We start from the raw sequence: 24,237 nt of genomic DNA on the forward strand, positions 1-24,237 counted from the left end.
CCCCGCCGGACGTCAGCCGCACCTCACCGGGCAGGGCGGTGCCCCGTGGGTGCGGTGATGGGGCTGTGGCAGCGGTACCAGGCCACCCACCTGGGGCGGGCGCTGGCGCACTACGGCCGTGAGCGGGGGCAGATCCTCGCCGGCGGCCTGGCGTACGTGGCCCTGTTCTCGCTCTCGGCCATCCTCGTGCTGCTCTTCACGGTCTCCGGTCAGGTGCTGGCGGCGAACCCCGGCCTGCTGAGCACCGTGGTCCGCACCATCAACGGGTACGTGCCCAACCTGCTGGGAGCCCCGGAAAGCGGCGCCGCGATCGACCCCGAGTCGCTGCTCGACACCAACGCCCTCTCGGTGACCGGGGCGATCACCCTCCTGGTCGCCTTGCTGGCGGGGACGGGCTGGATCGACGCGCTGCGCGAGGGGGTGCGCGCGATGTTCGCCGTCCCCGCCGACCAGCACCCCATCGTGGGGCAGAAGCTGCGCGACCTCGGCATGCTCATCACGCTCGGGCTGGCGGTGCTGAGCTCGGCGGTCGCCTCGATCGTGGTGACGGCCACCGCGCCGTGGCTGCTCGGTCTGGTGGGTCTGCAGGACAGCTGGGTCTCCAAGGTGCTGCTGCGCGTGCTCGGTGTCGCCGTCGTCTTCGCCGCGGACTGGGTGATCTTCATGATCCTCCTGCGCGTGCTGAGCCGACTCGCCATCCCGTGGCGGCACCTGCGTTCGGCAGCGCTGCTCGGCGCCGCGATGTTCGGCGTCCTGAAGGTCCTCGCCGGGCTGGGCCTGGGCTTTCTCACCGGCACGTCCAACCCGCTGCTGCAGACTGCGGGCGTCATCGCCGGTCTGTTGGTCTGGCTGAACATCCTCTTCCGGGTGGTGCTCACGACGGCGGCGTGGGCAGCCACCGACCCGCTCGTGCTCGCCCACCTCACCGCCACCCAGGGCGAGCCGGTGCTGGGGCCGCCCGTGGGGCCGGCTGCCGACCTCGCGCTGGCACGCGCGTCGCTGCCCCACCGACAGCCCTCCTTCGGCGAGCGTGCCGCCGACCGCGTGCAGGTGGCGGCCGGTGTGGTGCTCGGCGCGTCGCTGGCCACGGGGGCCGCGCTGCTGGTCGGCGGTGCCCGCTCGGTGGTGGGCGCAGCCCGAGGCGGGCCGCGCAGCGGCCGTGCGGGCTAGGGTTCGACAGTGCCTGCTGCGCTGACGCTCGGTGCCGAGGAGGAGCTCCACCTCATCGACACCCGCACCTGGCAGCTGTCCGCCCGGGCGCCCCAGCTGCTCTCACGCCTCCCACGGGAGGGCTACTCCGCGGAGATCCAGCGGACCACGGTGGAGACCAACACCGCCGTCGTCGACACGCTCGACGGTCTGCGCGCCGAGCTGCTGCGGCTGCGCGGCCAGCTCGTCGAGGTGGCCGAGCGCGAGGGGCTCGGCGTGGCCGCCGTCGGCACCGCGCCCCGCTCGACCTTCGCCGACTTCGAGCTCACCGCCACCGGCCGCTACGGGCGCATGCAGGAGCAGTACCGCCTCCTCGTCGACGAGCAGCTCATCTGCGGGTTGCAGATCCACGTGGGCGTGGCCGACCGCGACCTCGCCATCGATATCGCCCAGCGGATCGCTCCCGATCTGCCCGTGCTGCTCGCGCTGTCCGCCAGTTCGCCGTACTGGAACGGGCAGGACACCGGCTACGCGAGCATCCGCACCACCGTGTGGCAGCGCTGGCCCACCGCGGGCGCCACGGGGCCGCTGGCTTCCGCCGCCGAGTACGACGAGCTCCTGGCCGATCTCATCGGCTCCGGCGTCATCGCCGACGCGAAGATGGCCTACTTCGACGTCAGGCCCTCCTCCCACGCGCCGACGCTGGAGCTGCGCGTCTGCGACGCCTGCCCCCTCGTCGACGACGCCGTCCTCATCGCCGGCATCTTCCGCGCCCTCGTGCGCGAGGCGGAGATCGCTGTCCAGCGGGGCGTGCCCCGCCGTGACAGGCCCGCCCCGCTGCACCGCGCCGCCATCTGGCAGGCCGCTCGCGGCGGACTGCGCGGACGGCTGCTCGACAGGTCCGAGCACCCGCGTCCGGTGCTCGCGGCCGACGTCGTGAGGTCCCTCATCGAGCGGCTGGCGCCGGTGCTCGAAGAGCTGGGAGACGCCGAGCAGGTCCGTTCGCTGGCCGAGCGGGCCCTCGCGCGCGGCAACTCCGCCGACCGTCAGCGCGCCGCCTTCGCCGAGACGGGGAACCTCGACGACGTCGTGAAGCTCGTCGTGGAGGAGACCCGCGGCCCCGCCTGTGGACCGCCGCTCGGCATCGACGCGCTGCACCGCTACCGGGTGCGCGCCGGTGACGAGGCCGTGGCCTCCTCCGCCGAGCCCCGCCCCCTGTACCGGCCGGTGCTCGGCGCGCTGGAGCAGCTGGGACCGGAGGAGCTGCGCCGCCGCGAGCACGCCCGCGACGCCTGGGCCGACGCCCACGGTCTGCGCTTCCGCGTGGCCGGGCACGAGAAACGGTTCGCCGTCGACCTCGTGCCCCGCGTCCTGGGCCGCCACGAGTGGGCGCAGCTACGCGACGGCCTCGAGCAGCGCGCGGTGGCCCTGGAACGGTTCCTGCGCGACGTCTACGGCGAGCAGCGCGTTATCGCCGACGGTGTGCTCCCCGCCTCCGCGGTGGTCGGGGCTCCCGGATGGCGCGACGAAGGCCGGCGCCTGCCGCCCGATGCGGTGCGCGCCACCGTCATCGGCTTCGACCTCGTCCGCGGGGAGGACGGCGGCTGGCGCGTCCTGGAGGACAACCTGCGCGACCCGAGCGGTGCCGCCTTCGCCGTCGCGGCCCGCGACCTCCTCGACGCCGTCGCCCCTGAGCTGCCGCGCCCCGAGGGCCTCGCCGCCCCCGCCGCCTACTACGAGCGGCTCCGCGCGGCGCTGCTCGCGCATGCCCGCCCCGGCACGCGCGCCGCGCTGCTGTCCAGCGGCCCGGCGTCCGGCGCCTGGTACGAGCACCAGGCGCTGGCCTCCGGCGCCGGTCTGCTGCTCGCCGGCGCGGGCGACCTCGACGTCGTCGACGGCCGCGTCGTCGCCACGGCGCCGCACCGGCGCCCCGAGCAGGTCGGCACCGTGTACCTGCGGATCGACACCGACCTCGCAGACCTCGTCGACGGCACCGGCCGCCCCGTCGGCGCGCTGCTGCTCGACGCCGCCGCGGCCGGCACCGTCGTCCTCGCCAACGCCCCCGGCAACGGCGTCGCCGACGACAAGGCCGTCTACCGCGCCGTCCCCGAGCTCATCGGCTACTACCTCGGCGAACGGCAGCTGCTCGAGCAGGTGCCCACCTACCTGCTCGCCGACGAGGGCGAGCGCCGCGCGGTGCTGGAGCGCGTCGGTGAGCTCGTCACCAAGCCCGTCGACGGGCACGGCGGCGCCGGCGTCATGATCGGCCCCGCCGCGAGCGCCGCGGAGGTCGTGGCGCGCCGCGCCGAGGTGGCCGCCGCCCCCGAGCGGTGGGTGGCGCAGGAGCTCGTGCAGCTGTCCTCGCTGCCGTCCCTGGTGGACGGGGCGCTCGTTCCACGCCACGTCGACCTGCGGGTCTTCGCGCACGTCATCGGGGTGGGCCGCCACGACGCGCGCGTCGCGGACCTGGCCCTCACCCGTGTCGCCCCCGAGGGCAACCTCGTGGTCAACTCCTCGCGCGGTGGCGGAGCCAAGGACACCTGGGTCGTCACCGGCTGATGACGGACAAGCACGACGGGGCCGACGATGGACGGGGAGCAGCGGTGAGCGTGGTGGAGGCCTCCGGCGCCGTCGAGCGAGCCGTGGCGCTCGCGGATGACCTGGTCGGCGCGTGGGGCAGCTGGGGCCCGGTCATGACGCCCGACGCGCAGCGCGTCGCGTTCATCTCCGACAGGTCCGGCGCCCCGCAGGTGTGGGTGCAGGACGTCGTGACGGGGCTGCCCGAGGTGGCTGCCCTGCCGCGCGCCCGTCACCTGCCGCTCGGCACGCCGGACCCGGTGGTGGGTCTCAACTGGGCTGCGGACGGTCGCTGGCTCGGCGTCGAGGTGGCCACCGACGGCGGTGTGCGGACCCAGGTGTGGGTGGTGCGCCCTGACGGGCGCGACGCGCGGCGGATCGCCGGCGGCCCCGGGGCGGGAGATGTCGACGGCGGGGAGCACGCCACCCTCGGTCCGTGGACCCGCAGCGGGCACCGTCTCGTGGTGACGCTGCCCTCGCCGGGCCCCGGGCGGCCCACCCGTTCCTTCCTCGCCGACCCGGGCACCGGCCGGCTCGACCCGCTCTCCGAGGGCGACAACACCACCGTGCTCGACGTGTCGCTCGAGGAGCGGTTCCTCGTGCTCAAGGACGGCGAGCGCGGGCACCAGTTCTGCGTGGCGGTCGACAGGCTCGACGACTCCTCCTTCCCGCTGCTGCAGCCCGGCGCCACCGGCTCCACGGACCGCGCCGTGCTGCGGCCCGCACCCGAGGGCGACTCCGGTCCGCTGTGGGTCTACCTCGCCTCCGACGTGGGCCTCGCGCGCCGCCAGCTCATCGGGATGGCACTCGGCCCGCACGGCTTCAAAGGCGAACCGCGCGCGCTCGCCGTCCGTGACGACGCCGAGCTGGAAGACCTCGACGCCGACGACGCCGGCCGCCTCCTCCTGCTCGTGTGGAACGCCGCCGGGCGCAGCGAGCTGGAGCTGTTCGACACCACCACGCACGAGCGCACGCCCATCACGGGCATGCCCGGCCAGGTCGCGGCAGACCCGGTGCTGTCCCGCGACGGCTCGTCCGTGGTGCTCGGCGTGGAGGGCCCGCGCCGACCCCGGGAGCTGTGGCACGTCGACGTCGCCACCGGTGCCTGGTCGCGCATCACCCACGCCCCAGCGCTGCCGGAGCACGCCCTCGTCGAGCCGGAGCTCGTGCGGTTTTCCGGTAGGGACGGACTGCCGCTCACGGGGTGGCTCTACCGGCCTGCGCAGCACGCCGGTCCGGGGCCGGCGGCGTTGTGGCTGCATGGCGGCCCGGAGGCGCAGGAGCGGCCCACGTTCACGCCGCAGCACCAGGCGCTGGTCGCCGCCGGGATCGCCGTGCTCGCGCCGAACATCCGCGGATCGTCGGGGTTCGGGCGCGAGTTCGTCCACGCCGACGACATCGAGAAGCGATGGGACGCCTTCTCCGACGTGCTCGCCGCGGCCGACCACCTGGTGGCCACCGGCGTGGCCGACCCCGCCCGCATCGCGGTGACCGGCCGCTCCTACGGCGGCTACCTCGTGCTGGCGTCGCTGGCGTTCTCACCGGGGGTCTTTGCCGCCGGGGTGGACGTGTGCGGCATGAGCGACCTCACCACGTTCTACCGCGACACCGAGCCGTGGATCGGTGCCGTGGCCGTGACGAAGTACGGCCACCCCGAGCGCGACCGGGCGCTGCTGGAGGCGCTGTCACCGCTGCGTGCCGTGGACGCCGTGGACGCGCCGCTGCTCGTCGTCCACGGCGAGCACGACACCAACGTGCCCATCGGTGAAGCCCGCCAGATCGTGGCGGCGCTCACCGAACGGGCGCTCGTGGACGAGTCGGCCCCGCCCGTGGAGTACCTCGAACTGGCGGGGGAGGGGCACGACTACCGCCGCGCCGACTCCCGCCGCACGCTCTACGGCGCCGTCGTGAGGTTCCTCGCCGAGCACCTCGGCCCCCTCTGACCCCCGCCGCGACGATCAAGGAAGCTACGCACGCCAGCCGTGCACGGCTTCCTTGATCGTCGCGGGTGGGGGATGAACCGGTGGTCGAGCCCCCGCAGTGTCGCCCGCCGGTCCTACGGTGACCCCCGTGCAGCTCCTGGTGACCGAAGCCCGCCTCATCACCCTCGTCCCGTCCGGGGACGACCCGGACGACGTCGGCTACTCCGAGCGCGGCTGGATGCTCGTGGAGGACGGCCTCGTGGCCGCCACGGGCGACGGCGAGCCGCCGGCTACCGTCCGCGCCGGCGTGAGCGCCGCAGGCGGGGAGGTACTGGACGTCGGTGGCGCGTTCGTGGCGCCGGGCTTCGTGTCCTCGCACTCCCACCTGTTCACCAGCGGCCTGCGCGGGCTGGGCGTCGCGGAGACGCTCTACGGCTGGTGCGACTCCATGCTCGGCACCACTGCGCACATGAGCCCGACCGACATCTACTGGTCGACGCTGCACGGCGCGCTGGACTTCCTCTCCCACGGCGTGACCACCGCCTACAACTTCACCGACCCGCTGCAGGCGTGGGAGCCGATGGTGGAGGGGCGGCGCACCGGCACCGCCGGGCTGCGCGACCTCGAATACCACACTCGCCAGGCCGATGCCTGCCGCGACGCCGGCCTCCGCTTCGTCGACGCGATCGGCATGGACGCCACTGCGGGCACTGATCAGGACGTCGTGGACCGGTTCGCTGCCAGCGTCGAGCACACCCGGGCGATGGACCCGGCCCTGGCGCTGGGCGTCTCGATCATGGGGCAGGTGCAGTGGTCACCCCGGCCCGACGCCGCCGAGGTGGAGGTCGCGGCGATGCGCCGCCACGGCGTCACCAACCAGGCGCACTTCCTGGAGTCGCCCGAGGCGATCGAGCTCCAGCAGTCGAAGTTCGCGCTCTACCGCGACGCAGGGGCGCTCGGCCCCGACATGGTCTTCGGGCACTTCATCCAGACCACCCCCGAGATCATCGAGCAGGCCGCCGCAGGCGGCGCCGGGATGTCCTGGCAGCCCGCCTCCAACGGCCGGCTCGCGTCCGGAGTGGCGCTGGTGCCCGAGATGATCGCGATGGGGATGGCGGTGGGCATCGGCCTCGACGACCAGGCCTGCACCGACGTCGCCGACCCCTGGCAGAACATGCGGATCGGCATCGCCGCGCAGCGCGCCCGCACCAAGGACCCGCTCTCGATGATGCCCGAGCGCGCGCTGCGCCTGCACACCCTCGGGGCCGCCCAGATCATGGGCGTCGCCGATCGCGTCGGCAGCCTGGCCGTGGGCAAGCACGCGGACTTCGTCGTCGTCGACCCCCGCCAGCCCGATGTCGGCCCGCTGTGGCACCCGGTGCGCAACTACGTGATGTCCATGACGCCGCGCAACCTTCGCCAGGTCTACGTCGGCGGCCGGCTCGTCGACGAGGGCGGCATCTCGGTGAACCCGCTCGCCGTCGAGGCCTCGGCGCGCATCCACGCCGACCTACCGGCCCTCGCCGCGAGGATCGGCCACCCCCGCTGAGCGAACGCCCAGCGGGGGTGGGCACGCGCCTCAGCGGGTGGCGTAGACGCTGATCGTGCCGTCGCCCTCGCCGCTGGCCAGGAACAGGCCACGCTGCGGCAGGGCCAGCAGCCCCTCGGGGGCGTCGCCGGTCTGCAGCACCTGCAGCAGGCGGGGCTTGCGCTCGTCACTGATGTCGTAGACGACGACGGCGTCGGCGCGCTCCGCCCCGATGAACGCCAGCGGCACACCGTGCCCCTTGCCGTGCCCGTGGTGGTGCCGCGTGGCGGCGTTCTTGTCGGTGTCAGCGCCCCTCGCGTACACGCCGACCGCCGTGCCCTCGGCCTCCACACCGCGGTTGTCCGAGCGACCGTCCGGGTACAGCCCGGCCGCCGCGATGGCCTCCTCGAACGAGGAGCCCGGCGTGTGCACCACGCCGCCGCGGGTGTCGAAGAGCGTCCAGCCGCGTCCGCCGACGTACTGGCCCTTGGTGAGGTCGACGTCGTAGTCGCCCTCGTCAGCGGTGATGAGGCGGCCCTGAGGCGTCCAGGAGATGCCGTCCGGCTCGCGGCGGGCGTCCTTCAGCTGCTCGGTGAAGGAGACCTTCTTGTCGTCCGTGAGGTCGGCGGCCTGCGTCACGGCGCCGGCGGAGAAGGAGCCGGTGACCTTCGCGCGCTTGAGGTCGACGAGGACGACGGCGTTGTTCTCCTGCAGCGTGACGGCGGCGACCCCGCGGTCGTTGATGGTCACGTACTCCGGCTCGGGATCAGTCGGGAAGCGGAGCCCGGGCAGACCGCGCAGGTCCACTTGCTGGGCCTTCCAGCGCGTCGGAGCGCCCTTGAGGTCGATGACCGCGAGGTAGCCGGGCGGATCCTGCGGCATCGCGCCGTCGTCGACGTCCTCGTCGCGCTCGTTCTCCACCGCCACGGCGGCGTAGCGGCCGTCGGGGCTGACCGCGATGGAGTCGGGCTGGCCACTCAGCGGCACGCGTGCGATGACGGCGCGGCTGGCGAGGTCGATGACGGCGACGTCGTCGGGGCCGGAGACAGCGGCCAGGGCGTAGCGGTCGGTGGTCGCCACCGACGTCGGCTCACCACCCACGGCCACCGCACCGGACGCCTTCGGCGTGGCGGGGTCGGAGATGTCCACGAAGCCGACCTGCTCGCCGCCGGAGTCTGTGTGGAGGACGGTACGGCCGTCCTTGGTGGCCGCGAGGATCTCAGCGACGTCTCCGACGACGTCGAAGCGCGCGACCTGCGTGAACGTCGGTGCGCCCGGCGTCTTCGACGGCTTCGGAGGTGAGGCCAGCGCGGGAGCCGCGGGTAGGCCGGCGGCGAGGACGACGGCGCCGATGAACGCGAGGCGACGGGTGCGGGGATGGTTCGTGAGGATCACGCGGCGGATGCTCCAGCGACCCGTCGATGCGCAGGTGGCGGGTGGGTGAACGGCGGTCGACGTCCCCCTGAAGGTCAAGAAACGGTCAAGTCTTCCCCTTCCTTCTCGCACTTTCCGCGGCAGGTGCGCCAAGGAGCCCCTCCTTCCCGCACTTGCCGCGGAAAGTGCGAAAAGGGAAGGAGGGGGACGACGACGAAGGGCCGCGCCCCTCGACGGATCGAGAGGCGCGGCCCTGACGTGCGGGCGGCTGGAGCCGTCAGACCTTGCGGGTCAGCAGCGCCTGCTTCACCTCGGCGATGGCCTTGGTGATCTGGATGCCACGCGGGCATGCCTCCGAGCAGTTGAAGGTGGTGCGGCAGCGCCACACGCCCTCACGGTCGTTGAGGACCTCCAGACGAAGGTCGGCGCCCTCGTCGCGGCTGTCGAAGATGAACCGGTGCGCGTTGACGATCGCCGCCGGGCCGAAGTACTGGCCGTCGGTCCAGAACACCGGGCAGCTCGACGTGCACGCCGCGCAGAGGATGCACTTGGTGGTGTCGTCGAAGCGCTCGCGGTCATGGGCGGACTGCAGGCGCTCCTTGGTGGGCTCGTGCCCGGAGGTGATGAGGAAGGGCATCACCTCGCGGTAGGACTGGAAGAACGGCTCCATGTCCACCACGAGGTCCTTCTCGACCGGCAGGCCCTTGATGGGCTCGACGGTGATCGGCTTGCTCGGGTCGAGGTCCTTGAGCAGCGACTTGCACGCCAGACGGTTGACGCCGTTGATGCGCATCGCGTCGGAACCGCACACCCCGTGCGCGCAGGAGCGCCGGAAGGTCAGCGACCCGTCCTGCTCCCACTTGACCTTGTGGAGCGCGTCGAGGATGCGGTCGGTGCCGTGCACCTGGACCTTGTAGTCCTCCCAGTGGGGGGCTGAATCGCGCTCGGGGTCGTACCGGCGGATGCGCACGGTGACCTCGAAGCTCGGGATGGCGCCCACCTTCGCTGCAGGCGCCGCCTCGGTTGTAGCCATGGGTGTCAGTACTTCCGTTCCATCGGCTGGTAGCGGGTGGTCACGACCGGCTTGGTGTCCAGCCGCACGCCCTCGTGGCCGTTCTCGTCGACCGCGCGGTACGCCATGGTGTGGCGCATGTGGTTGGCGTCGTCGCGGTTGGGGTAGTCCTCGCGGAAGTGGCCGCCGCGGCTCTCTGTGCGGTGCAGCGCACCGGCGCAGATGACGGTGGCCAGCTCCAGGAGGAAGCCCAGCTCCACGGCCTCGAGCAGGTCGGTGTTGAACCGCTGGCCCTTGTCCTGCACGCCGACGCGGGCGTACCGCTCGCGCAGGCCGTCGATGTCGGCCAGCGCCTGCTTGAGCGTCGTCTCGGTGCGGAACACCTGGGCGTTGGCGTCCATCGTTTCCTGCAGCTCACGGCGCAGCACCGCCACGCGCTCCGTGCCGGTGGAGGCGCGCAGCCCCTCGATCATGGCGATGACGTCGGCCTCGGGGTTCTCCGGCAGATCCGCGAAGGTCTCCGTGGCCAGCGCGTGCTTGGCCGCGGCGATGCCTGCGCGCTTGCCGAAGACGTTGATGTCGAGCAGCGAGTTGGTGCCCAGGCGGTTGGACCCGTGCACCGACACGCACGCGACCTCACCGGCGGCGTACAGGCCGGGGACGGCGGTGGTGTTGTCGGCCAGCACCTGGGACGTGACGTCCGTGGGGACACCGCCCATCGCGTAGTGCGCGGTGGGGTAGACCGGCACCGGCTCGGTGTACGGCTCCACGCCCAGGTAGGTGCGGGCGAACTCGGTGATGTCCGGGAGCTTCGCGTCGATGTGCGCCGGCTCCAGGTGCGTCAGGTCGAGCAGCACGTAGTCCTTGTTGGGGCCGGCGCCGCGGCCCTCACGCACCTCGTTGGCCATCGACCGGGCGACGATGTCGCGTGGGGCGAGGTCCTTGATGGTGGGGGCGTAGCGCTCCATGAAGCGCTCGCCCTCGCCGTTGCGCAGGATGCCGCCCTCGCCGCGGGCGGCCTCGCTCAGCAGGATGCCGAGGCCGGCCAGGCCCGTCGGGTGGAACTGGAAGAACTCCATGTCCTCCAGGGGCAGGCCGCGGCGGTACGCGATGCCCATGCCGTCACCGGTGAGGGTGTGCGCGTTGGAGGTGGTCTTGTAGACTTTGCCCGCACCGCCGGTAGCGAGTACCACCGACTTGGCGCGGAAGACGTGGATGTTGCCGGTGGCCAGCTCGTAGGCCACGACGCCCGCCGTCGTCCTGACGCCGTCGACGTCGGTGAGCAGCAGGTCGAGCACGTAGAACTCGTTGAAGAACTCCACCTCGTGCTTCACGCACTGCTGGTAGAGAGTCTGCAGGATCATGTGGCCGGTGCGGTCGGCCGCGTAGCAGGAGCGGCGCACGGCGGCCTCGCCGTGGTTGCGGGTGTGCCCGCCGAAGCGGCGCTGGTCGATGCGGCCCTCGGGGGTGCGGTTGAACGGCAGCCCCATCTTCTCGAGGTCGAGGACGGCGTCGATGGCTTCCTTGCACATGACCTCGGCGGCGTCCTGGTCGACGAGGTAGTCGCCGCCCTTGACGGTGTCGAAGGTGTGCCACTCCCAGTTGTCTTCCTCGACGTTGGCGAGGGCGGCGCACATGCCGCCCTGCGCCGCGCCGGTGTGGGAGCGCGTGGGGTACAGCTTGGTGAGCACGGCGGTGCGGGCGCGCTGGCCCGCCTCGATCGCCGCGCGCATGCCGGCGCCGCCGGCGCCGACGATGACCACGTCGTAGCTGTGGACCTGGACCTCAGCCATGGGGTGTCCTCCTCGAGCGAAGCTCAGCGGGCTGTCAGCGGGCGGGGCAGAACTCGGGCAGCAGCGCCGGGTCCGCGCCGATCGGGCACGGGTCGAACGTGAAGATGACGAGCGTCCCCAGCACGACGGTGAGCGTGAACGCTGCGTAGAGCCCCATCTTCAGCCAGAAGCGGGTGCCGTTGCGCTCGGCGTAGTCGTTGATGATCGTGCGGACGCCGTTGGTGCCGTGGAGCATCGCGAGCCAGAGCATCGCGAGGTCCCAGACCTTCCAGAACGGTGAGGCCCACTTGCCCGCCACGAAGGCGAAGTCCACCTGGTGGATGCCGTCGCCGAGCATGAGGTTGATGAAGAGGTGCCCCAGGACCAGGACGACGAGCAGGACGCCGCTCATGCGCATGAACAACCACGCGTAGAGCTCGAAGTTGGTCCGGGTGGGCTTGCTGCGCCGGTACGGCGAGCGCGGCGCGTCGATCGCGTCGGACGGGCCGGGCGTGGACTGGACGGCGGTCATCGGGATGCCCCTCTCAGCCGTGGACCGGGGAGAAGATGATCGACAGGTGTCGCACCATGAACGGCACGAACAGCAGCACCCACACCGCGATGACGCCCCAGAAGAGCTGGCGGTGGTAGCGGGGGCCCTTCGACCAGAAGTCGATGAGCATCACGCGGATGCCGTTGAACGCGTGGAACAGGACGGCGGCCACGAGGCCGGCCTCTCCCATGCCCACGATCGGGTTCTTGTAGCTGCTGATCACGGCGTCGTACGCCTCGGGGGAAACCACCACGAGAGCGGTGTCGAGCACGTGCACGAGCAGGAAGATGAAGATGAGGACACCGGTGATGCGGTGACCCACCCATGACCACATGCCCTCGCGTCCTCGGTAGAGGGTGCCGGTGGGTCCTGAGACCGTCGGCATCAGCGTGCGTGCCACGGAGTGCGCCTCCCTGTATCCCGTGAGGTGCGGGGTCTCGGTGGAGTGCGGGACCCTGCGTGAGTGGAGCGGCGCCCTGCTCGACCTGACCTGCGTGCAGACCCATGTGCCGGCACGTGGCCGACCACGAGCTGAGATCCGACCGGGACAGCGGCGTCGCTGGTGAGCGTAGCGCCGTGCGGGTGCTGCGCCCCCCGGACCGCGCGCCGAGGTGACCTACGCCTCACGCCGTTGTGCCAGGGTGGCGCCGTGACTGCCGCTCACGCCACTCCGGTCGGTAACCCGGTCAGTGCTCCCGTCCGCATCGAGGGCTTCGCCGCCGTCGTCCCGGCCGGCGGAGCTGGCACGCGCCTCTGGCCGCTGTCCCGCGCTCGCGCGCCCAAGTTCCTCCATGACCTCACCGGCGCCGGCAGGTCGCTGCTGCAGGCCACCTGGGACAGGCTGGAGCCGCTCACCGGCGCCGACCACCTGCTCCTGGTCACCGGCCGCTCCCACGCGGATGCCGTGCGCGCGGCCCTGCCGGACCTGCGCGAGGGCAACCTCCTCCTGGAGCCCTCCGCGCGCGACTCGATGGCCGCGATCGGCCTGGCCGCCGCCGTCCTGGAACACCGCGACGGTCCCGACGCCGTCCTCGGCTCCTTCGCCGCCGACCACGTCATCGACGACGCCGCCGCCTTCGGTGCGGCCGTCGCCCAGGCCGTCGCCGTCGCCCGTACCGGCGAGGTCGTGACGATCGGCATCACCCCGACCGGGCCGGCCACGGGTTTCGGGTACGTGCGCGCCTCGGGGCCGCTGGACGTGCCCGGTGCCCCCGATGCGCTGCGCGTGGCCGAGTTCGTCGAGAAGCCTGACGCCGCCACGGCCGCCGAGTACGTGGCCGGCGGGCAGCACCGCTGGAACGCCGGGATGTTCGTCGTGAGCACCGGCGTGCTGCTGGGCCACCTGCACGAGCAGCTCCCGGCGCTGGCCGACGGTCTGCGCGAGATCGCCGCGGCCTGGGACGGCCCCGAGCGCGAGAAGGTGCTCGACGCCCTCTGGCCAGGCCTGGTGAAGATCGCCATCGACCACGCCATCGCGGAGCCGGTGGCCGCCGCGGGCGGCGTCGCCGTCGTCCCGGGGACCTTCGGGTGGGACGACGTCGGCGACTGGGACTCCCTCGCCACCCTGCTGCCGGGGGCCGGCGAGGGCCTGGCGGTGCTGGGAGACGAGGCGCAGGTGCTTGGCCTGGCGGCCACGGGCGTGGTCGTTGCCGGCAGTGGGGTGCCTGGTCGCACCGTGTCGGTGCTGGGCGTGCCGGACGCCGTCGTCATCGACACGCCGGACGCCCTGCTGGTCACCACGCGTGAACATGCGCAGTCCGTCAAGGGTCTCGTGGGCGCCTGGCGAGACCGTGGACGCGACGATCTCGTCTGAGGCGAGCATCATCCTGCGGTGACCTACCACGTCCGCCGGTCCCCGGAGCGGGCGGCGACCCGCCCCCGCTCCCTGACCGAGCTGCTCACCCCGCGCCTGGAGGCCCTCGTGGCCTTCCGGCGCGACATCCACGCGCACCCCGAGACCTCCCACGCGGAGCACCGGACGACGGCGCGGGTGGTCGAGCAGCTGCGGGCCGCCGGGCTGGAGCCCCGCCTCCTTCCGGGAACCGGTCTGGTCTGCGACGTCGGCGCAGGGGCCCGCACCGTGGCGCTGCGCGCCGACCTCGACGCGCTGCCCCTGGCTGACGAGACGTCCAGCCCCTGGGCCTCGACGGTGCCGGGGGTGGCGCACGCCTGCGGACACGACGTCCACACCGCCGTGGTGCTGGGCGCCGGGCTGGTGCTGGCCGACCTCGCTCGCGCTGGTCAGCTGCCGGGGCGGGTGCGCCTGGTGTTCCAGCCCGCCGAGGAGGTCACCCCTGGCGGCGCGCTCGGTGTCGTGGCTGCGGGGGCTCTCGAGGGAGTCGAGCGCATCTTCGCGGTCCACTGCGACCCCCACACCGACGTCGGCAGGGTGGGGTTGCGCGTGGGGGCCATCACCTCCGCGTTCGACCAGGTGAAGGTGGAGCTGCACGGCTCCGGAGGTCACACCTCGCGGCCGCACCTCACCGGTGACCTCGTCTTCGCGCTCGCCAAGGTGGTCACCGAGGTACCCGCGGTGATGTCGCGCCGGCTCGACCCGCGCGCCGGCGTCTCACTGGTGTGGGGCCGCATCAGCGCCGGGGGCGCCGCCAACGCCATCCCCCGGGTGGGGGTGGCCGAGGGCACGCTGCGCTGTGTCCGGCAGGACGCCTGGAAGGACGCCGGCGACCTGCTGCCCCAGGTGGTGCGCGAGGTGGTGGCGCCCTACGGCCTGCGCGCCGAGGTCGACCTGCAGCGCGGTGTGCCGCCCGTGGTCAACGAGGCCGTGAGCACCGGGCTGCTGCAGCGCGCCGCCGAAGACCAGCTGGGGGAGGGCGCGGCCGTTCCCACCGACCAGAGCCTGGGCGGGGAAGACTTCGCCTGGTACCTGCAGCACACCGCCGGCGCCATGGCCCGTCTCGGCACGCGCACACCGGGTGGCCCCACCCACGACCTCCACCGGGGAGACTTCGAGGCCGACGAGCGGGCCATCGCGCACGGCGCCCGGCTGCTGGCGTCGGCTGCGATCGAGAGCTTGCGTCTGCCACCCGTCTGATGCCGTCTGCACCCGCCTGGCACGCCGCCTGCGGTCTCCGTGGCCGGACCATCACCGTCCGCAGTGCACTTCCGCAGGTGAATGACCGTGGTGAGGTGCTCGGGTCACGGAAAGGTTGCGATCGCGACACGGCCCTCGTGCCTCACGGGGAAGGCCGCCTAGCCTCGCCACGACGTCGCCCGAGGGCGCGGCCAGCGCCCCTGCCCGCCCTCAGCGGACTCCGCGACCGCGGGGTCCCGGGCCGGACCACATCGCGCGGCGCCCTGCGGCTGCGGGAGGGACTCAACTCGTGAAGAAGATTCTCGGCAGCGTCGCGGCCGCTGGCGCCCTGGCGCTCCTGGCGGCCTGTGGCCAGGCCCCGGCTACCTCGGGCGAGGGTGCCTCCACCACGGCGAGCGCGTCAGGATCCGGCGCGTCCTTCAAGGGCTGCATCGTCTCCGACGGCGGCGGCTTCAAGGACCAGTCGTTCAACCAGGCCGGCCTGGAGGGTCTGGAGAAGGCCAAGAGCGAGGACGGCATCCAGATCGCCTCCGTCGAGTCGAAGTCGGATGCCGACTACGCGCCGAACATCGCCACCCTCGTCTCGCAGAACTGCAACCTCGTCGTCGCGTCCGGCTTCCTCCTCGCCGATGCGCTCGGCCAGCAGGCCGACGCCAACAAGGACACCCAGTTCGCCATCGTCGACTCCACCGTCACCCCGGCCCGCGACAACGTGAAGCCGCTGCTGTTCGACACCGCGCAGGCCGCCTACCTGGCCGGGTACGTCGCGGCGGGCATGTCCAAGACCGGCACGGTCGCCACCTACGGCGGCATCAAGATCCCGTCCGTGACGATCTTCATGGACGGCTTCAGCGACGGCGTCGCGAAGTACAACCAGGACAAGGGCAAGGCCGTCAAGGTGCTCGGCTGGGACAAGGCCACCCAGGACGGCTCGTTCACGGGTGACTTCACCGACGCGACCAAGGGCCGCAACACCAGCCAGAACTTCATCGACCAGGGCGCCGACATCATCCTCCCGGTCGCCGGTCCGGTCGGCTCCGGCACGCTCGCCGCGGCGAAGGCCGCGAACGACGGCGGCAAGGACGTGAAGGTCATCTGGGTCGACTCCGACGGCTACAACACCCAGCCCGACTACCGCGACATCATCCTCACCACGGTGGTGAAGGAGATCGGGACGGCGGTCCAGGCGGCCGTGAAGTCCGAGCTCGACGGCACCTTCTCCTCCCAGCCGTACGTCGGCACCCTCGACAACGGCGGCGTCTCGCTCGCGCCGTTCCACGACCTCGACTCCCAGGTTCCTCAGGAGCTCAAGACCGAGGTGACCGCTCTCCAGGAGCAGATCGCCAGCGGCGCCATCAAGGTCGAGTCGCAGTCGACCCCGTGACCTGACCTGGTCGAGCGATCGGGCCCCTCGGTAGCGTGCCGAGGGGCCCGATCGCGTCCAGGCGGTCATCAGCTGGCGGTCATCAGCTGGCAGTCATCAGCTGCAGTTCTCGGAAGGAGGTGCGGGCGTGGAGCTCGCGCTCGAGGGGATCACCAAGCGGTTCGGGTCGCTGGTCGCCAACGACGGCATCGACCTCGTGGTGGCTCCCGGGGAGGTGCACTGCCTGCTCGGCGAGAACGGCGCCGGCAAGAGCACCCTCATGAACGTCATCTACGGGCTGTACCGCCCGGACGCCGGCCGGATCCTCGTCGACGGTAGGCCGCTGGAGCTGACCGGCCCCGGTGACGCGATGGCCGCGGGCATCGGCATGGTGCACCAGCACTTCATGCTCGTCCCGGTCTTCACCGTGGCGGAGAACGTCGTCCTCGGGCACGAGCCGACGAAGGGACCCAAGGGGGTCGGTCTGCTCGACCTCGCCGGCGCCCGCCGCCGGGTGCGCGAGCTGTCCGACCGGTACGGCCTCGCCGTCGACCCCGACGCCCTCATCGAAGACCTGCCCGTCGGCGTGCAGCAGCGGGTCGAGATCCTCAAGGCGCTGGTTCGTGACGCGAAGGTGCTCATCCTCGACGAGCCCACCGCCGTGCTCACCCCGCAGGAGACCGACGAGCTCATCGCCATCATGCGCCAGCTCACGGCCGCAGGGACCTCGATCGTCTTCATCACCCACAAGCTGCGCGAGGTACGGGCCATCGCCGACCGCATCACCGTGATCCGCCGCGGGAAGGTCGTCGGGTCAGCCGACCCGAGCGCTCCCGAGAACGAGCTGGCGGCCCTCATGGTGGGGCGCAGCGTCTCCCTCGGCGTGACGAAGGCACCCCCGAAGACCGGCGAGGTCACGGTGCGCGTGCGCGACCTGGTGGTGCGCGACCACGCCGGCACCCGCGTCGTCGACGGCGTCGACCTCGACATCGCCCGCGGCGAGGTCCTGGCCGTCGCCGGGGTGCAGGGCAACGGCCAGACCGAGCTCACCGAGGCCATCGTCGGTCTGCAGGACGCCGTCACCGGCTCCATCCGGCTCGGCGAGACGGAGCTCGTGGGGCTGCGCACCCGGGAGGTGCTCGACGCCGGCGTCGGCTTCGTCCCCGAGGACCGCACCCACGACGGCCTGGTCGGCACCTTCTCCATCGAGGAGAACCTCGTGCTCGACAGGCACCGCGCCGCGCCCTTCGCGAAGGGACCCGCCCTCGACAGGACGGCGCTGCGCGCCAATGCCACGCAGCTCATTGGCGACTTCGACGTCCGCGCCTCCGGCCCGGAAGTCGCCGCGGGCACCCTGTCCGGCGGCAACCAGCAGAAGGTGGTGCTCGCCCGCGAGCTCAGCCGCCCGCTGCAGCTGTTCATCGCCTCGCAGCCGACCCGGGGCCTCGACGTCGGCTCCATCGAGTTCGTGCACCGGCGCATCGTCGCCGAGCGCGACGCCGGCACCCCCGTGCTCATCGTGAGCACCGAGCTCGACGAGGTGCTCGCCCTCGCCGACAGGATCGCGGTGATGTATCGCGGTCGGGTGGTGGGCGTGGTGCCCGCCGACCGCCACGAGAACCTCCGGGACGTGCTGGGACTCATGATGGCGGGCGTCCCCGAGGCCGAAGCGGTGGCGCAGGCCGCCGCTTACCCCAGCGAGGTCGAGGCGGCCGCCGCCGACGCCGGCGACGACCCGGTGGTCACGACGTGAACCTGCTGACCACGATGACGGTGACCACGATGACGGTGACCACGATCACTGTGACCACGATCACTGTGACGACGACGACGGAGAGGTCCGAGCGGTGAAGTCCTGGCTGGAGGACGTGCGGCGCAGCAGCTGGCTGGTGTCGCTGCTCGCCGTCGTCGTCGCCTTCGTGCTCGGTGGGGTGCTCATCGCTCTCACCGACCCCGACACCCAGGCGGCGATGGGCTACTTCTTCGCGCGCCCCACCGATGCGGTCTCGGCGGGCTGGCGCGCCGCCACCGAGGCCTACGGCGCGATGCTCCGCGGAGCGATCTATGACCCGCAGGCCGCCACCGCGACGCGGCAGATCAGGCCCATCACCGAGACGCTGACCGTGGCCACCCCGCTCATCGCCGCGGGGCTCGGGGTGGCGCTCGCCTTCCGTGTGGGCCTGTTCAACATCGGTGCTCAGGGCCAGCTCATCCTCGGGGTGATCCTCGCCGGCTGGGTGGGCTTCCGCCTGCACCTGCCGGTGGGCATCCACCTGCTGGTCGCGGTGCTCGCGGCGGTGATCGGCGGTGCGCTGTGGGGAGGGCTGGTCGGCGTGCTGCGCGCCCGCACCGGCGCCCCCGAGGTGATCACCACGATCATGCTCAACTACGTCGCGCTGTACCTGCTCGCCTACCTGCTCACCACCGGTGCCTTCCAGCGCGAGGGCGCCTCCAACCCCATCAGCCCGCCCATCGACGACTCGGCGGCCTTCCCGCTGCTGCTCGGTGACAGCTTCCGCCTGCACCTGGGCTTCCTCGTGGTGCTCGTCGCTGCGGCCTTCGTCTGGTGGCTGCTGGAGCGCAGCACGGTCGGTTTCCGCTGGCGCGCCGTCGGCGCCAACCCCGCCGCGGCGCGCACCGCGGGGATGAGCGTCTCCGCGGCCTACGTCGGCGTCATGGTGGCCGCCGGTGCCCTCGCCGGGCTGGCCGGAGCGGCTCAGCTGCTGGGGACGGAGAAGTCGCTGACCGGCGGCATCGCCGGCTCGATCGGGCCGGACGCCATCACGGTGGCGCTGCTCGGGCGCTCACGCCCGCTCGGGGTGGTGCTGGCGGGCCTGCTGTTCGGTGCGCTGCGCGCCGGGGGCGTGCTCATGCAGGCCCAGACCGGGACGCCCATCGACATCGTCCTCGTGGTCCAGTCGGTCATCGTGCTGCTCATCGCCGCGCCGCCGTTGGTGCGGTCGATCTTCAGGTTGGAGCCGCGCAAGCGCCGCAGCACCGACTCTGCCGATGGTGCCGCCCCGACCGCCGAGCGCCAGGGAGCCGCCGCGTGAGCACCTCAGCCCCCGCCCAGCCGACGGCGCCCGCTGCGGCCGCCGCCCCCGTCGAGCGCAGCAGCGCTCGCCCCGTGTGGGTCATGGCCGCCTTCGCGGCGCTCGCGCTCCTGCTCTTCGGCGGCTTCGGCCCCGCCGGCAGCTCCACCTTCGCGCTGTCCGGCGGGGGAGCGGCCGTCTCGCTGCCCGACCTGCCGCTGCCGGGCCGCCCGTCGGGCTGGGTCATCGGCTTGGCCTGCGTGGCGCTCGTCGTCGTCGTCGAACTCGCCCGCAGGGCGGGTCGGCCGGCGCCGCGGTGGGCAGTGCCGCTGTTCGCTGCGCTGTGGGTGGTCGGGTTCCTCGTGTGGGTGGTGGCCGGCCAGCGGATCAGCCTGGTCGGTCTGCTCGGCGGTGGGCTCGTGCTCGCCGTGCCGCTCGTGTTCGGGGCGCTGTCCGGCGTGGTGTCCGAGCGCGCCGGCGTGGTGAACATCGCCATCGAAGGGCAGCTGCTCGCCGGGGCTTTCCTGTCCGCCGTCGTCGCCAGCGCCACCGACAGCGCCTGGCTGGGTCTGCTCGCCGCGCCGCTCGCCGGAGCGCTCGTCGGGCTGCTGCTCGCGATCTTCGCGATCCGCTACCTGGTCGACCAGATCATCGTGGGTGTCGTGCTCAACGTGCTCGTGCTGGGGCTGACCAACTACCTCTTCAGCACCGTGCTCTCGGCGGACCGGTCCCTCAACTCCCCGCCCGGTCTCGGCCCCGTCGCGATCCCCCTGCTGTCGAACATTCCCGTGCTCGGGCCGGTGCTGTTCAACCAGTCGGTGATCGTCTACCTGATGTACGTGGCCGTGGCCGTCGTGCACGTCGCGCTGTTCCGCACCCGCTGGGGTCTGCGGGTGCGCGCCGTCGGTGAGCACCCGCGCGCGGCGGACACGGTCGGTATCAACGTCAACCGCACCCGGTTCGTCAACGTGCTCATCGCCGGGGCGCTGGCGGGTCTCGGCGGCGCGATGCTCACGCTCGGTGCCAGCCTCGCCTTCGGGCAGAACATGAGCGCCGGCAAGGGCTACATCGCCCTCGCGGCGATGATCTTCGGGCGGTACTCGCCGAAGGGGGCGCTCGCCGCGGCCCTGCTGTTCGGCCTGGCCACCAACCTGCAGGACATCCTCAGCTCCATCTCCACGCCGGTGCCGAGCCAGTTCCTGCTCATGGCGCCCTACCTGGCGACGGTGCTCGCCGTCGCCGGTCTCGTCGGCAGGGTCCGCGCGCCCGCCGCCGACGGTCAGCCCTACGTCAAGCAGTGAGGAGCACCCCTGTGGGAGATCAGGACGTCGACTGGGACGGGCTGCTGGTGGCCGCCCGCGACGTGCAGCAGCGGGCCTACGCGCCGTACTCGCGGTTCAGGGTGGGGGCGGCGGCGCTCGTCGACGACGGGCGCGTGGTCACCGGGTGCAACGTGGAGAACGCCGGTTACGGCGTGACGCTGTGCGCGGAGTGCGGGCTGGTGTCGTCGCTGGTGGCCGGTGGTGGGGGCCGGCTGGTGGCCTTCACCTGTGTGGGGGGCGACGACGCCCGGCTGATCATGCCGTGCGGCCGCTGCCGTCAGCTGCTGTTCGAGCACGGGGGCCGCTCGCTGCTCGTCTCGACGCCCGAGGGCGTGCTGACGATGGCCGAGGTGCTGCCGCAGGGCTTCGGCCCCGAGGAGCTCGACCGCGGCTGACCGCCGTCGTCGCCTCTCCGAACCGCAGCCGGGCGACCGAACGCTGTTCCTGAGCCCTACAAACCGCAGCCGGGCGCCTAGTTGCGGTTCGGAGGGGGGCTCGAACCGCGACGAGGCGCTCGGCTGCGGAAGGGCTGCGCGACAGTGGCAGGGTGAGCGGCGTGAGCCAGCCCGCCTCCGCGCCCGCACAGAAGCCCGCCCCGACGTCTGCGCAGAAGACCGAACCTCACGACGCCGTCGAGGTGATCGCCGCCAAGCGCGACCGCCACGCGCTCACGGACTCGCAGATCGACTGGGTGGTCGACGCGTTCACCCGCGGCGCGGTGGCCGACGAGCAGATGAGCGCGCTGGCCATGGCGATCCTGCTCAACGGCATGGACCGCCGCGAGATCTCCCGCTGGACGTCGGCGATGATCGCCAGCGGCGAGCGGCTCGACTTCTCCGGGCTGAGCCGCCCCACGGCTGACAAGCACTCCACCGGCGGCGTCGGTGACAAGATCACGCTGCCGTTGGCCCCGCTCGTCGCGGCGTGCGGGGTCGCCGTCCCGCAGCTGTCGGGCCGCGGGCTCGGTCACACCGGCGGCACCCTCGACAAGCTCGAGGCGATCCCCGGATGGCGTGCCGCGCTGTCCAACGACGAGATGCTGGCCCAGCTGGAGGACGTCGGGGCGGTGGTCTGCGCCGCCGGCTCCGGGCTCGCACCCGCCGACAAGAAGCTCTACGCGCTGCGCGACGTCACCGGCACCGTCGAGGCGATCCCGCTCATCGCCAGCTCCATCATGAGCAAGAAGATCGCCGAGGGCACCGGCGCGCTCGTGCTCGACGTCAAGGTCGGCACCGGCGCGTTCATGAAGAACCGGGACGACGCCGAGGAGCTCGCCCGGACCATGGTCGACCTCGGCACCGACGCGGGGGTGCGCACGGTCGCACTGCTCACGGACATGTCCACGCCGCTGGGCCTGACCGCCGGGAACGCCCTGGAGGTCCGCGAGTCCGTCGAGGTGCTGGCCGGGGGCGGGCCGCGCGACGTTGTCGACCTCACCCTGGCCCTGGCGCGGGAGATGCTGGCCGCTGCGGGCCGCGGCGACGTCGACCCGGCCGACGCCCTCGCCGACGGCCGCGCCATGGACGTGTGGCGCCGCATGATCGCTGCGCAGGGCGGAGACCCCGCCGCCGCGCTGCCAGTCGCGAAGCACGCGCACGAGGTGCGCGCCGGCGCCGACGGCGTGCTCACTCGGTTCGACGCCATGGCCGTGGGCCTGGCCGCGTGGCGGCTCGGCGCGGGACGGGCCCGCGCGGGGGAGTCCGTGCAGGCCGGGGCGGGGGTGGAGCTCCGCGCCAAGCCCGGTGACGTGGTGCGCTCGAGCGACGTGCTCGCCGTGCTCCACACCGACACCCCGGAGCGCTTCGACCGCGCTCTGGCCGCTCTCGACGGCGGGTGGGACGTCAGCCCCGCTGGCACGGCGGCGTCGCCGGCTGGGGTGGGCGCCGTCGACGTCGTCCTCGGTCGTATCGGCTGACCACCCTCCTCTTTCCCGCACTTTCCGCGGCAAGTGCGGCTCCCGGACAGTCGTTGGCGCACTTGCCGCGGAAAGTGCGGGAAGGGGCGTGGTTAGCCTGGAAGGCGTGAGCGAGACCGACCCCGCCGACGCTGCCGACCAGTTGCGCCCCGCCGTCCCCGACGAGGACGACGCCGCCGCCGACCTCGCGCTCCCCCTCGGCGACGTGGAGGCTTCCGAGGCCGACGTCATCGACCAGCGCCTCGTGGTTCCGGACCTCGACGAGGACGACGACGAGGAGATCCGCTGATGAGCGACCTGCGCGAGCGTCTGACCCGGGCGCCCAAGGTGGTGCTGCACGACCACCTCGACGGCGGCCTGCGCGCCTCCACCCTGCTGGAGCTGGCCGACGAGATCGGCCACGACCTGCCCGAGAGCACGCCCGAGGCGCTGGCGGCCTGGGTGCAGCGCCAGGCCGACTCCGGCTCCCTCGCAGCGTTCCTCGAGCCGTTCTCGCACACCACCGCGGTGCTGCAGACGCCCCACGCGCTGGAGCGGGTGGCGCGCGAGAGCGTGCTCGACCTGGCCGCGGACGGCGTCGTCGTCATGGAGAGCCGGTTCGCGCCGGAGCTGTCCACCGCAGGTGGGCTGAGCATCGAGGAGGTGCTCGACGCGGTGCTCGCCGGCCTGCATGCCGGTGCCGCGGAGGCCGCCGACGCCGGGCGCCCGATCCGCGTGGGGGCGATCGTCTGCGCGATGCGCCAGGCCGACAGGTCGCTGGAGGCGGCGCGCGCGGCGCTGTCGCGGCGTGACGCGGGCGTGGTCGGCTTCGACATTGCCGGCCCGGAGATCGGGTTCCCCGCCACCGACCACGCGGAAGCGTTCGCGCTGCTGCGCTCCGAGCTGTTCCCGTTCACCGTGCACGCCGGCGAGGCCGTCGGCCCGGAGTCGGTGGCGCAGGCCCTGGCCGTAGGCGCCAGCCGCCTCGGGCACGGCGTGCGGGTGCTGGAGGACGTCACCGTGGGTGGCGACGACAGCGCCACGGCTGGCAGCGGTCACGCGTCGGCGCGGCCGCACTTCGGCCGGGTGGCCTCCTACGTGCGCGACCGGCAGGTGCCGCTCGAGGTGTGCCCGCGGTCCAACACGCAGACGGGCACGTCGCCGTCGATCGCCGGGCACCAGGTCACCGCGCTGCGCGACCTCGGCTTCACCATCACGCTGTCCAGCGACGACAGACTCTGGACCGGTACCACGCTGACCGACGAGATGGTGCTCCTGGCCGAGGAAGCCGGCTGGGGCTGGGACGACTTCCGCCAGGTCACTCTCGACGCGCTTGACGCGGCGTTCATCGGCCAGGACGAGCGGATGGCGCTGCTGGAGCACGTCGTCCTGCCCGGTTGGACCGACTGACACCACCCGTCCCCCTCCGTGATCGAGCCTGTTGCATAAAGCGGGGTGCGCCCCCGCCGCTGTAGCGGCGGGGACGCGATCATGTGCCGGTGGCGCGCCAGTTCCGGTCCTTCGATGTGGATCAGCCGATGCTGCTGGCCCCCGACATCCGCGACTGGCTGGTCGAGGACGTCGTGTGGGTACTGCGCGACATCGTCGCGCAGTTGGACATCACCGCCCTGAACAAGCGCTACCGCCGCGGCGGGACCGGGCGGATGGCGTACGACCCGCGGATGCT

General features: G+C 72.6%; 19 protein-coding genes and 1 pseudogene. 15 read left to right on the top strand and 5 right to left on the bottom strand.

What is annotated here, in order from left to right; all coding sequences use genetic code 11:
- Window positions 1-57: 57 nt before the first annotated feature.
- The 4 genes from BXY45_RS20850 (at window position 58) to BXY45_RS20865 (ending at window position 7,197) form a co-directional block, all read left to right on the top strand.
- Window positions 58-1,170: a YihY/virulence factor BrkB family protein gene (locus BXY45_RS20850; protein WP_146211306.1), complete on the top strand. Its 1,113-nt coding sequence runs from the start codon at window positions 58-60 to the stop codon at window positions 1,168-1,170.
- A 9-nt stretch (window positions 1,171-1,179) separates the two neighbouring features.
- Window positions 1,180-3,708 (top strand): glutamate--cysteine ligase, encoded by a 2,529-nt coding sequence (locus BXY45_RS20855; RefSeq protein ID WP_245961961.1) that lies wholly within the window; start codon window positions 1,180-1,182, stop codon window positions 3,706-3,708.
- Window positions 3,709-3,752: 44 nt separating this feature from the next.
- Complete coding sequence (locus tag BXY45_RS20860) at window positions 3,753-5,669, top strand: S9 family peptidase (RefSeq protein ID WP_245961962.1); 1,917 nt, start codon at window positions 3,753-3,755, stop codon at window positions 5,667-5,669.
- Window positions 5,670-5,796: 127 nt separating this feature from the next.
- On the top strand, window positions 5,797-7,197 hold the full coding sequence (locus BXY45_RS20865) for an amidohydrolase family protein (protein WP_109776474.1): 1,401 nt from the start codon (window positions 5,797-5,799) through the stop codon (window positions 7,195-7,197).
- A 30-nt stretch (window positions 7,198-7,227) separates the two neighbouring features.
- Here BXY45_RS20865 and BXY45_RS20870 read toward each other — a convergent pair whose 3' ends face one another.
- From BXY45_RS20870 to sdhC, 5 genes are all read right to left on the bottom strand, one after another.
- Window positions 7,228-8,571: a choice-of-anchor I domain-containing protein gene (locus tag BXY45_RS20870; RefSeq protein ID WP_109776457.1), complete on the bottom strand. Its 1,344-nt coding sequence runs from the start codon at window positions 8,569-8,571 to the stop codon at window positions 7,228-7,230.
- Between the two features lie 256 nt (window positions 8,572-8,827).
- Window positions 8,828-9,583, bottom strand: coding sequence for a succinate dehydrogenase iron-sulfur subunit (locus BXY45_RS20875; protein ID WP_109776458.1), 756 nt, complete (start codon window positions 9,581-9,583; stop codon window positions 8,828-8,830).
- Window positions 9,584-9,588: 5 nt separating this feature from the next.
- Window positions 9,589-11,355: a succinate dehydrogenase flavoprotein subunit gene (gene sdhA / locus BXY45_RS20880; RefSeq protein ID WP_109776459.1), complete on the bottom strand. Its 1,767-nt coding sequence runs from the start codon at window positions 11,353-11,355 to the stop codon at window positions 9,589-9,591.
- Between the two features lie 34 nt (window positions 11,356-11,389).
- Window positions 11,390-11,866, bottom strand: coding sequence for a succinate dehydrogenase hydrophobic membrane anchor subunit (locus BXY45_RS20885; RefSeq protein ID WP_109776460.1), 477 nt, complete (start codon window positions 11,864-11,866; stop codon window positions 11,390-11,392).
- A gap of 13 nt (window positions 11,867-11,879) precedes the next feature.
- Window positions 11,880-12,272, bottom strand: coding sequence for a succinate dehydrogenase, cytochrome b556 subunit (sdhC, locus tag BXY45_RS20890; RefSeq protein ID WP_109776475.1), 393 nt, complete (start codon window positions 12,270-12,272; stop codon window positions 11,880-11,882).
- Between the two features lie 264 nt (window positions 12,273-12,536).
- On the opposite strand from sdhC, the gene BXY45_RS20895 reads away from it, so the two are divergent.
- From BXY45_RS20895 to BXY45_RS20945, 11 genes and pseudogenes are all read left to right on the top strand, one after another.
- Entirely contained in the window at window positions 12,537-13,700 is a 1,164-nt protein-coding gene (locus BXY45_RS20895; RefSeq protein WP_109776461.1) for a mannose-1-phosphate guanylyltransferase, read from the top strand.
- Between the two features lie 18 nt (window positions 13,701-13,718).
- The gene (locus BXY45_RS20900) at window positions 13,719-14,939 is read left to right on the top strand and encodes an amidohydrolase (protein WP_211319800.1); all 1,221 of its coding nucleotides are present in this window, start codon (window positions 13,719-13,721) and stop codon (window positions 14,937-14,939) included.
- A gap of 289 nt (window positions 14,940-15,228) precedes the next feature.
- Window positions 15,229-16,323 carry a BMP family lipoprotein gene (locus BXY45_RS20905; protein WP_109776462.1) on the top strand — a complete coding sequence of 365 codons (1,095 nt, stop codon included), beginning with the start codon at window positions 15,229-15,231 and terminating at the stop codon, window positions 16,321-16,323.
- Between the two features lie 127 nt (window positions 16,324-16,450).
- Entirely contained in the window at window positions 16,451-18,055 is a 1,605-nt protein-coding gene (locus BXY45_RS20910; RefSeq protein ID WP_109776463.1) for an ABC transporter ATP-binding protein, read from the top strand.
- A 94-nt stretch (window positions 18,056-18,149) separates the two neighbouring features.
- Window positions 18,150-19,355, top strand: a complete 1,206-nt coding sequence (locus tag BXY45_RS20915; protein WP_211319801.1) for an ABC transporter permease — start codon at window positions 18,150-18,152, stop codon at window positions 19,353-19,355.
- Entirely contained in the window at window positions 19,352-20,635 is a 1,284-nt protein-coding gene (locus BXY45_RS20920) for an ABC transporter permease (RefSeq protein WP_211319802.1), read from the top strand. The genes BXY45_RS20915 and BXY45_RS20920 overlap by 4 nt, the downstream gene beginning before the upstream one ends.
- A gap of 11 nt (window positions 20,636-20,646) precedes the next feature.
- Complete coding sequence (locus tag BXY45_RS20925; RefSeq protein ID WP_211319803.1) at window positions 20,647-21,051, top strand: cytidine deaminase; 405 nt, start codon at window positions 20,647-20,649, stop codon at window positions 21,049-21,051.
- A 161-nt stretch (window positions 21,052-21,212) separates the two neighbouring features.
- The gene (locus BXY45_RS20930; protein ID WP_109776465.1) at window positions 21,213-22,571 is read left to right on the top strand and encodes a thymidine phosphorylase; all 1,359 of its coding nucleotides are present in this window, start codon (window positions 21,213-21,215) and stop codon (window positions 22,569-22,571) included.
- 106 nt (window positions 22,572-22,677) lie between these two features.
- Window positions 22,678-22,860 (top strand): hypothetical protein, encoded by a 183-nt coding sequence (locus BXY45_RS20935; protein WP_211319804.1) that lies wholly within the window; start codon window positions 22,678-22,680, stop codon window positions 22,858-22,860.
- The gene (locus tag BXY45_RS20940; RefSeq protein WP_109776467.1) at window positions 22,860-23,960 is read left to right on the top strand and encodes an adenosine deaminase; all 1,101 of its coding nucleotides are present in this window, start codon (window positions 22,860-22,862) and stop codon (window positions 23,958-23,960) included. Before BXY45_RS20935 ends, BXY45_RS20940 begins: the two co-directional genes overlap by 1 nt.
- Before the next feature lie 89 nt (window positions 23,961-24,049).
- A pseudogene (locus BXY45_RS20945) lies at window positions 24,050-24,237 on the top strand (transposase); the annotation flags it as partial.

Origin of the sequence: Quadrisphaera granulorum, assembly GCF_003149145.1 — a bacterium.
Lineage (GTDB): Bacteria > Actinomycetota > Actinomycetes > Actinomycetales > Quadrisphaeraceae > Quadrisphaera > Quadrisphaera granulorum.

Excerpts from the sequence above, each read along its gene's own strand:
- sdhC (WP_109776475.1), bottom strand. The coding sequence starts at position 12,272 with ATGCCGACGGTCTCAGGACCCACCGGCACCCTCTACCGAGGACGCGAG.
- BXY45_RS20885 (WP_109776460.1), bottom strand. The coding sequence starts at position 11,866 with ATGACCGCCGTCCAGTCCACGCCCGGCCCGTCCGACGCGATCGACGCG.
- BXY45_RS20940 (WP_109776467.1), top strand. The coding sequence starts at position 22,860 with ATGAGCGACCTGCGCGAGCGTCTGACCCGGGCGCCCAAGGTGGTGCTG.
- BXY45_RS20850 (WP_146211306.1), top strand. The coding sequence starts at position 58 with ATGGGGCTGTGGCAGCGGTACCAGGCCACCCACCTGGGGCGGGCGCTG.
- sdhA (WP_109776459.1), bottom strand. The coding sequence starts at position 11,355 with ATGGCTGAGGTCCAGGTCCACAGCTACGACGTGGTCATCGTCGGCGCC.
- BXY45_RS20875 (WP_109776458.1), bottom strand. The coding sequence starts at position 9,583 with ATGGCTACAACCGAGGCGGCGCCTGCAGCGAAGGTGGGCGCCATCCCG.